We start from the raw sequence: 7,470 nt of genomic DNA, 5'->3' as shown, positions 1-7,470 counted from the left end.
TTGGTGGGAACGCAGGGATTCGAACCCTGGACCGACGGATTAAGAGTCCGCTGCTCTACCAGCTGAGCTACGTTCCCAATCAATTCGACGTCCTGCTTTTGTTGGTGGGTCGTGCGGGATTCGAACCCACGACCAACGGATTAAAAGTCCGCTGCTCTACCGACTGAGCTAACGACCCATTGTGCCGGGCCGAGCCGCACAGGAGCGTTCGATTGAGGAAGCGAATTCTGCATCAAAGAAATCTGTCTGTCAAGGGTTTTCTTGAAGACGGTCGAAAAACTTCCCCTCGGGCGAGCGCAGGCCGAAGTACGGGCCGGGTATCAAAGGTTAGGGTAACCACTAACCTTTCAGACTATTGCGCATCGCATCCGAGGGTGCTACAGTTCGCTTGTCGCCAAGGATGGCGTGAAGAAATTTTACCCTATTATCAACAGAGTAGAAGATCATTTTCGTGCAAACATCTCTGAAAATGATCTTCTACAGCACCTCACCGCACAGTGGCCGAAATTTCACTGGCCGGAGGGTGCGCACCACCCCGCGAAAGGGGTAGGAGACATCACCATGGCTACCAAGAACAGCGCCCGCACGCAGCCCGTGGCCCGCAAGGAAGGCAATGAGCGCACGAAGGCGCTCTCCATCGCTCTCGCCAACATCGAGAAGCAGTTCGGCAAGGGCGCGATCATGCGCATGGCCGACAACCCCGAGCCCCAGGACATCGAGGTCTGCTCGACCGGCTCGCTCTCGCTCGACCTCGCGCTCGGCGTGGGCGGCCTCCCGAAGGGCCGCATCATCGAGATCTACGGTCCCGAGTCCTCCGGCAAGACGACGCTCGCGCTCCAGGTGATCGCCGAGATGCAGAAGACCGACGGCACCTGCGCCTTCATCGACGCCGAGCACGCGCTCGACATCACCTACGCCCAGCGCCTCGGCGTGCAGATGGGGAACCTCCTCCTCTCGCAGCCCGACAGCGGTGAGCAGGCCCTCGAGATCGTCGACGCCCTCGTGCGCTCGGGCTCGGTTGACCTGATCGTCGTCGACTCGGTCGCCGCCCTCGTGCCGAAGAGCGAGATCGAAGGCCTCATGGGCGAGTCGCTCCCCGGCCTGCAGGCCCGCCTGATGTCCCAGGCGCTGCGCAAGCTCACGACGAACATCTCGCGCACGAAGTGCATCGTCATCTTCATCAACCAGATCCGCATGAAGATCGGCGGCTACGGCAACCCCGAGACCACCGCGGGCGGCAACGCGCTGAAGTTCTACAGCTCGGTCCGCCTCGACATCCGCCGCGTCGGCGCCATCAAGAAGGGCGACGAGGTGATCGGCAGCGAGACGAAGGTCAAGGTCGTCAAGAACAAGGTCGCGCCCCCGTTCAAGCAGGTCAAGTTCGACATCCTCTACGGCCAGGGCATCTCGCGCCTCGGCGAGATCATCGACATCGGCACCGAGCTCAACGTGCTCGAGAAGTCCGGCACCTGGTACTCCTACGAAGGCCGCCGTCTCGGCCAGGGCAAGGAGAAGGTCCGCGAGCTCCTCAAGGAGGACGAGGCCCTGCAGAAGGAGATCGAGATGAAGATCCGCGAGCTGAAGGGCGTTCACCTCTCGAGCATCACCGCGGTCGACGACGAGGACATCGATGCGCTTGACGGCGCCGAGGCCGTCGAAGCCGCCGAGGAGCCGGAACGCGAGGTCGATGACGATCTGTGATCTGACCGGTCTCACCGATAACTGAACCCCTTCAGGGAAGGCCTTCGTGCAGCAACGACGCGCGGAGGCCTTCTCGCGCATACGCCATGGAAATACTTTTCAGCGAGGACGATCTCGAGCCGCTCGAGCCTCTTGAGTCGCCCGGGTCAGGGAAGAAGGAAAAAGAGAAGCCCGCGCCGGCCGCAAAGTCAGTGCGCGCTCAGAGAGGCACCGCGGCAAAACCCCCCGAGGAGGGTTCGCTCTTCGGCGACCTCGAGGCGGAGATGGGGCTTGAGCCGGTGTTCGAGCCCGCTGCCGCGCTCTCGCAGGCGGACGTCTTCGGAGCGGTCCCGGCCGCTCTGAACTGGGTGCCCGTCTCGGATTCGGAAAAGCGCGGGGACGAGAGGTCCGTGAAGCCGCGCGGCAGTTCAGAGAGCAGCCCGAAGGGCCCTGACGGCAGGCGCCGAGGCCGGAGAAAGAAGCCCGCTGAGGCTCCGCGATCCTCGGGCGGGGAGACTCCGTCGCACACGAGGGAGAGCGCGGGCGGGGCGGTGATCATCCGCTCGTCCGAGGATGTGAACGCATTCGCCGAGCTGCGCGAGGACGGCACGACCGTGGAGGTCGACGGCGACACCTGCGCGGATCCGGAGGTCTTCGCCGCGGACCGGCGCGCACGGTCCGCAGGGAAGCCGAAGGAGCACCGGTCGGTTCTGATGCGCGCGGTGGACGCGCTCTCGCGCCGCGAGTACTCCCGGCGCGATCTCACGCGCAAGCTCTGCGCCTCGCTCAACGAGGGCGAGACGCGCGAGGATGTGAAGGCCGCGCTTGACCGCCTCGAGGAGATGGGGCTTCTCTCCGACGAACGTTTCGCCGAGATGAAGGTCCGTGCCTCCGCCGGGCGCCTCGGGAACATGCGGCTTCGTCAGGAACTGCGCATGAGCGGCGTGAGCGAGGAGACCATCGCCGCGGCGATGGCGTCCGTGGAGGAGCCCGAGGAGCTGCGCGCCTACAGAATGTGGCGCCGCCGCTGGAGCGAGCCTCCGGAGAACTGGAAGGAGCGCGAGAAGATGGTGCGCTATCTCGCCACCCGGGGCTTCAGCATGTCCGCGATCCAGAAGGTGCTGCGGGGAGAGGTGGATCTGTCTGAGTAGATCTGCTTAGACAACAGGATTTTTGGAACGGATCGGGGCGGAAGTGTAAAGGGCACAGTTAGAATTACCCGACTGAAATCCCATTCACCCCATAAGAGGAGTTCACCGTGGAATATATCTGGGACCTGCTTAGTAACCTGCACTGGGCTGCGGTCGGGCAGATCATCATGATCGACATCCTGCTTGGCGGCGACAACGCTGTCGTCATCGCCATGGCCTGCCGAAATCTTCCCCACGAGCAGCGCGCGAAGGGCATTTTCTGGGGCACCGCCGGCGCCATCGCGCTGCGCGTCGTGCTGATCACCTTCGCCGTGATGCTGCTTGATCTCCCGTTCCTGAAGGTCGTCGGCGCGGCGCTCCTGCTCTGGATCGGCGTCAAGCTCCTCATCCCCGAGTTCGAGTCCCACGAGAAGATCGAGGGCTCCAAGAAGCTCATCGGCGCGATCAAGACGATCATCGTCGCCGACTTCGTCATGTCCTTTGACAACGTCATCGCCATCGCCGGCGCCGCCCAGCAGGCGCACGACGATCACCAGACGATGCTCGTCATCTTCGGTCTGCTCGTCTCCGTGCCCTTCATCGTCTTCGGCAGCCAGGTCGTGCTCAAGCTCCTCGACCGCTTCCCGATCATCATCTACTTCGGCGGCGGCCTCCTCGGCTGGATCGCCGGCGGCATGATGGTCTCGGACGGCTACGTCGCCACGCACTGGCCTGAGTTCAGCTTCGCCGCCCACTACCCGGCCTGCGCGATCGGCGCCGCCATCGTGGTTGTCGTCGGTCACTTCATCGCGAGGAAGAAGCGCCTCGAGCACGAGGAGAACCTGAAGCTCCACAAGATCTCGAAGCCTGCCGAGGGTGCCGCCGAGGCCGCCCCGGCCGAGACCAAGGAACCCACTGCGGTCTGATCGAAGGCTTCAGCACTGACTCCCTGAATGAAATTCGGCGCCGTCCCTGATGGAACGGCGCCGATTTTTTTCGAGGGTCTGCCCGCTCTGGGCGCGAAGGTCTTCTCGCTCAGGGCTTCGCGACGTCGATGAAGCCGCCGCCGAGGCACACGTCGCCCTGGTAGAGCACGGCGCTCTGGCCGGGCGTGACGGCCCACTGCGGATCGTCGAACCCGAGCGTGAAGGCGTCGTCCGTGATCGAGCGGATCACGCAGGCGCCGTCCGTCTGGCGGTAGCGGGTCTTGACGGTGACGGGCTGCGACGGATCGGGCGCGCGGCCGCTCACCCAGCTCGGGTGAACGGCGGTGAGCTCGTGCGACTCGAGCCACGGGTGCGAGTGGCCCTGGCAGATCCAGAGCGTGTTGGTCTTCAGGTCCTTCCTCGCCACGAACCAGGGCTCGCCCGTGGAGTCCTGCTGGCCGCCCACGCCGATGCCCTTGCGCTGGCCGAGCGTGTAGAAGGAGAGCCCCACGTGCTCGCCCACCACTTTGCCGTCGGGCGTGCGGATGGGGCCGGGCTTCGTCGGCAGATAACGCGAGAGGAACTCACGGAAGGGGCGCTCGCCGATGAAGCAGATGCCCGTCGAGTCCTTCTTCTTCGCGTTGGGGAGCCCGATCTCGTCGGCGATGCGGCGCACCTCGGTCTTCAGCATCCCTCCGACGGGGAAGATCACGCGGGCGATCTGCTCCTGGGAGAGCCGGTGCAGGAAGTAGCTCTGGTCCTTGCCCGGGTCAACGCCGCGCAGGAGCTGCGTCTCGCCGTTCGCGCGGCTGACGCGCGCGTAGTGCCCGGTGGCGATCCAGTCGGCGCCCATCCTCATGGCGTGGTCAAGGAAGGCGCGGAACTTGATCTCGGAATTGCAGAGAATGTCCGGGTTGGGGGTGCGGCCGGCGGAATACTCGCGAAGGAAGTCCGAGAAGACGCGCTCCTTGTATTCCTTCGCGAAGTTCACCGCCTCGATGTCAATCCCGACCACGTCGGCGACGGCCGTGGCGTCGATGAAGTCCTGGCGCGAGGAGCAGTACTCGGAGTCATCGTCGTCCTCCCAGTTCTTCATGAAGAGACCGATGACCTCATAGCCCTGTTCCTTGAGGAGCCAGGCGCTCACCGAGGAATCCACGCCTCCGGAGAGGCCGACGACGACTTTCTGCTTGGACATTCTGTTCTGCTGAGACGCGGCCGCGAATACAATCCGAGCGGCCGACGGAGAGGAATTTCGTTGAGGAAAGCCGTCATTCTAGATTGGAGAGAGAAAACATGACCGAGACCAGCGCCGCGCAGACCGCGCTCACTGCTGCACACGCGAGGATCGCCGACTTCTGCGGCCGGCTCGGCATCGCGCTCCCCGTGATGAATGCCCCGATGACGGGCGTGGCGGGCGTCGCGATGGCGGCCGCCGTGAGCGAGGCGGGCGGCCTCGGCGTGCTCCCCGTCGGGCGCATGACACCCGGCGAGATCACTCAGGCAGTCGCTCAGATCCGCGCCCTGACGGAGAAGCCCTTCGCGCTCTCGATCCGCATTCCCCCGAAGGTGAAGCACTCGCCCGAGGATCTTCGTGTTCTCGCCGAGGGCGTCTCCGCGGTGATGGAGGATCTCGGTCTCCCGGCCACGGACTCGCCCGATGCGGCCGGGCACTATGACTTCGCCTGCGCCAACGAGGGCGAGAGCTTTGCGGCCCGCTTCGCCGCCATCGTCGCGGCCCGTCCGGCCGCGGTGCTCTCGACCGCCGGGGGCTTCCGCGAGCCCGAGGCCGAGGCGCTCGAGGCCGCGGGGATACTCAATTTCGGCACGGCGACGACGTTGCGCGAGGCAAAGGTTCTGCGCGCCGCGGGCGTGGATGCGATCGTGCTGCAGGGCTCGGAGGCGGGCGGACCGCGCTCGAATTTTGAAGACGCCGACGACGTGATGACCGGGCTCGCCGCCCTCGTGCCGCAGGCCGCGCGCGCGACGGGACTTCCCGTCATCGCCGCGGGCGGCGTCTTCGATCCCGCGCAGGCGCTGGGGCTCGCCGTCGCCGGCGCCTCGGGCGTGATGCTCGGCACGGCGCTCCTCGGCACCAAGGAGTCGCTCGCGACCCCGTACGCAAAGCAGGCGCTCACCTGGGTGAGCGCGGGAAACCTCACGCTCACAAGGCTCTACTCGGGGCGTCTCGAGCGCGTGCTTCGCTCCCCGCTCCTCGACGCGCTCGCCGACTACGTGCCGGGGCTCCCCGCGTGGCCCGCGCCCGAGGCGGTGATGGGGCCCCTCACGGAGGCCGCGGCAAGGCAGGGCCGCGAGGAGCTAGAGGCCGTGCGGCTCGGCGAATCCGCCGGACGGAGCCTCGACCGCGACTGCGCGGGGGCGGTGAAGCGCATCGCCTCGCTCCTCGTCTGAGGAAGCCTGAATGAAGAACGCCCGGCCGTTTTCCGACCGGGCGCTGTCATCCTGAGGAGCTGAATCGGATCAATAGCCGAGGAGCTTCATCACCGGGAAGGCGAGCAGCGGGGCGAGGAAGGCCGAGATGATGCCCGAGACGCCCATCGCGAGGCCGGAGAAGGCGCCCGCGCGCTGGCTGATCTGGAAGGCCGCGCCCGTGCCCATGCCGTGGGCGGCGACGCCGAGCGCGCAGCCGCAGACGCTGTCGGGCTTGATGCGGGCGATGCGGAAGACCGAGCGGCAGATGATCGAGCCCGTCATGCCGGTGAGCACGACGAAGCAGGCCGTGAGGTCGGGCATGCCGCCGATGCTCTCCGAAATGCCCATGGCGATCGGGGTCGTGACGGACTTCGGCACGAGCGAGAGGAGGGTGTCGGCCGAGACGCCGAACGCCGCGCCGATGAGGATCACAGAGACCATCGCGGCCGTGCAGCCCGCGACGAGGCCGATCGAGAGCGGGAGCCAGAGCTGCACGAGCTTGCCGCGCTGGCGGTAGATCGGCACGGCGAGCGCGACCGTCGCCGGCCCGAGCAGGAAGTGGATGAAGCCCGCGCCGGCGAAGTACGTCTCGTAGGGCACGCCCGTGACGACGAGCGTGAGGATGAGCAGGATCACCGCGATGATGATCGGGCTCGCGAAGGGGTTGAACTTCGCCGCCTTGAAGACGAACTGGCCGAAGACATAGAAGCCGAGCGTGAGGCAGAGCCAGAACGCCGGGTTGGTCTCGAGGTGCTCAAAGGCGTCGAGGAGAAGCGCTTCCATCTTCAGTCCTCCTCCTCGATCTTCATGAGTTTCTCGACGAGCATGATCGTCCAGCCCGTGACGAGCATCGCGATGATGGTCGAGGCGATGAGCGCGATCATGATGCCCACGCCCTCGTTCATGAAGCGCTGGCCGTGGCGGATGATGCCGACGCCGGCGGGCACGAAGAGGAGCGAGAGGTTGGCGAGGAGCGCGTTCGCCGACGGGATCACCTTCTCGACGAGATCGTCCTTCACGAAGAAGGAGAGAAGGAGCAGCGTCATGCCGATGACGGGGCCCGGGACGGGAATGCCGGTGAGACGGCTGATGAGTTCGCCGACGATCTGGTAACCAAGAACGATAGCGATGGAGGCAAGCATATTATTAGGGACTTCTTCCGCATTGTCCGCGGGGCGGCGGCGGTGAAGGATTCGGGTCCCTCGAAGGATGTTCGGGTCGCTGGCCTCGCGTGTTGGATAATTGGAAGGCGAATTCTGTCACGCTTTTCGGCGTCCGCCTGTCCGGGGATGCCGCTTTTT

The 7,470-nt window shown here is 65.4% G+C and carries 7 protein-coding genes and 2 tRNA genes; 4 read left to right on the top strand and 5 right to left on the bottom strand.

Going from position 1 to position 7,470, the window contains the following annotated elements; translation table 11 throughout:
- Window position 1: 1 nt before the first annotated feature.
- Together Q4F91_RS10370 and Q4F91_RS10365 are read right to left on the bottom strand one after the other, a co-directional pair.
- A tRNA-Lys gene (locus Q4F91_RS10370) sits at window positions 2–77 on the bottom strand.
- A 25-nt stretch (window positions 78–102) separates the two neighbouring features.
- Window positions 103–178: transfer RNA gene (locus tag Q4F91_RS10365), tRNA-Lys, on the bottom strand.
- 383 nt (window positions 179–561) lie between these two features.
- Here Q4F91_RS10365 and recA point away from each other — a divergent pair.
- The 3 genes from recA (at window position 562) to Q4F91_RS10350 (ending at window position 3,736) form a co-directional block, all read left to right on the top strand.
- Window positions 562–1,701: a recombinase RecA gene (gene recA / locus Q4F91_RS10360; protein ID WP_303337426.1), complete on the top strand. Its 1,140-nt coding sequence runs from the start codon at window positions 562–564 to the stop codon at window positions 1,699–1,701.
- Window positions 1,702–1,787: 86 nt separating this feature from the next.
- Window positions 1,788–2,831 carry a recombination regulator RecX gene (gene recX / locus Q4F91_RS10355; protein ID WP_303337424.1) on the top strand — a complete coding sequence of 348 codons (1,044 nt, stop codon included), beginning with the start codon at window positions 1,788–1,790 and terminating at the stop codon, window positions 2,829–2,831.
- Window positions 2,832–2,938: 107 nt separating this feature from the next.
- Window positions 2,939–3,736 carry a TerC family protein gene (locus Q4F91_RS10350; protein WP_303337422.1) on the top strand — a complete coding sequence of 266 codons (798 nt, stop codon included), beginning with the start codon at window positions 2,939–2,941 and terminating at the stop codon, window positions 3,734–3,736.
- 109 nt (window positions 3,737–3,845) lie between these two features.
- On the opposite strand, the gene mnmA is transcribed toward Q4F91_RS10350, so the two are convergent.
- Window positions 3,846–4,934 carry a tRNA 2-thiouridine(34) synthase MnmA gene (gene mnmA, locus Q4F91_RS10345; RefSeq protein ID WP_368661003.1) on the bottom strand — a complete coding sequence of 363 codons (1,089 nt, stop codon included), beginning with the start codon at window positions 4,932–4,934 and terminating at the stop codon, window positions 3,846–3,848.
- A 98-nt stretch (window positions 4,935–5,032) separates the two neighbouring features.
- On the opposite strand from mnmA, the gene Q4F91_RS10340 reads away from it, so the two are divergent.
- The gene (locus tag Q4F91_RS10340) at window positions 5,033–6,148 is read left to right on the top strand and encodes a nitronate monooxygenase family protein (protein ID WP_303337420.1); all 1,116 of its coding nucleotides are present in this window, start codon (window positions 5,033–5,035) and stop codon (window positions 6,146–6,148) included.
- A 69-nt stretch (window positions 6,149–6,217) separates the two neighbouring features.
- Here the strand turns inward: Q4F91_RS10340 and Q4F91_RS10335 are convergent, their stop codons facing one another.
- Both Q4F91_RS10335 and Q4F91_RS10330 read right to left on the bottom strand, forming a co-directional pair.
- On the bottom strand, window positions 6,218–6,952 hold the full coding sequence (locus Q4F91_RS10335) for an LrgB family protein (RefSeq protein WP_303337418.1): 735 nt from the start codon (window positions 6,950–6,952) through the stop codon (window positions 6,218–6,220).
- A 2-nt stretch (window positions 6,953–6,954) separates the two neighbouring features.
- Complete coding sequence (locus Q4F91_RS10330) at window positions 6,955–7,311, bottom strand: CidA/LrgA family protein (RefSeq protein ID WP_303337416.1); 357 nt, start codon at window positions 7,309–7,311, stop codon at window positions 6,955–6,957.
- Between the last annotated feature and the right edge of the window lie 159 nt (window positions 7,312–7,470).

This window comes from Sutterella sp. (assembly GCF_030539355.1).
Classification (GTDB): Bacteria; Pseudomonadota; Gammaproteobacteria; order Burkholderiales; family Burkholderiaceae_F; genus Sutterella.
This window is presented reverse-complemented; position numbering and strand designations above follow the sequence as displayed.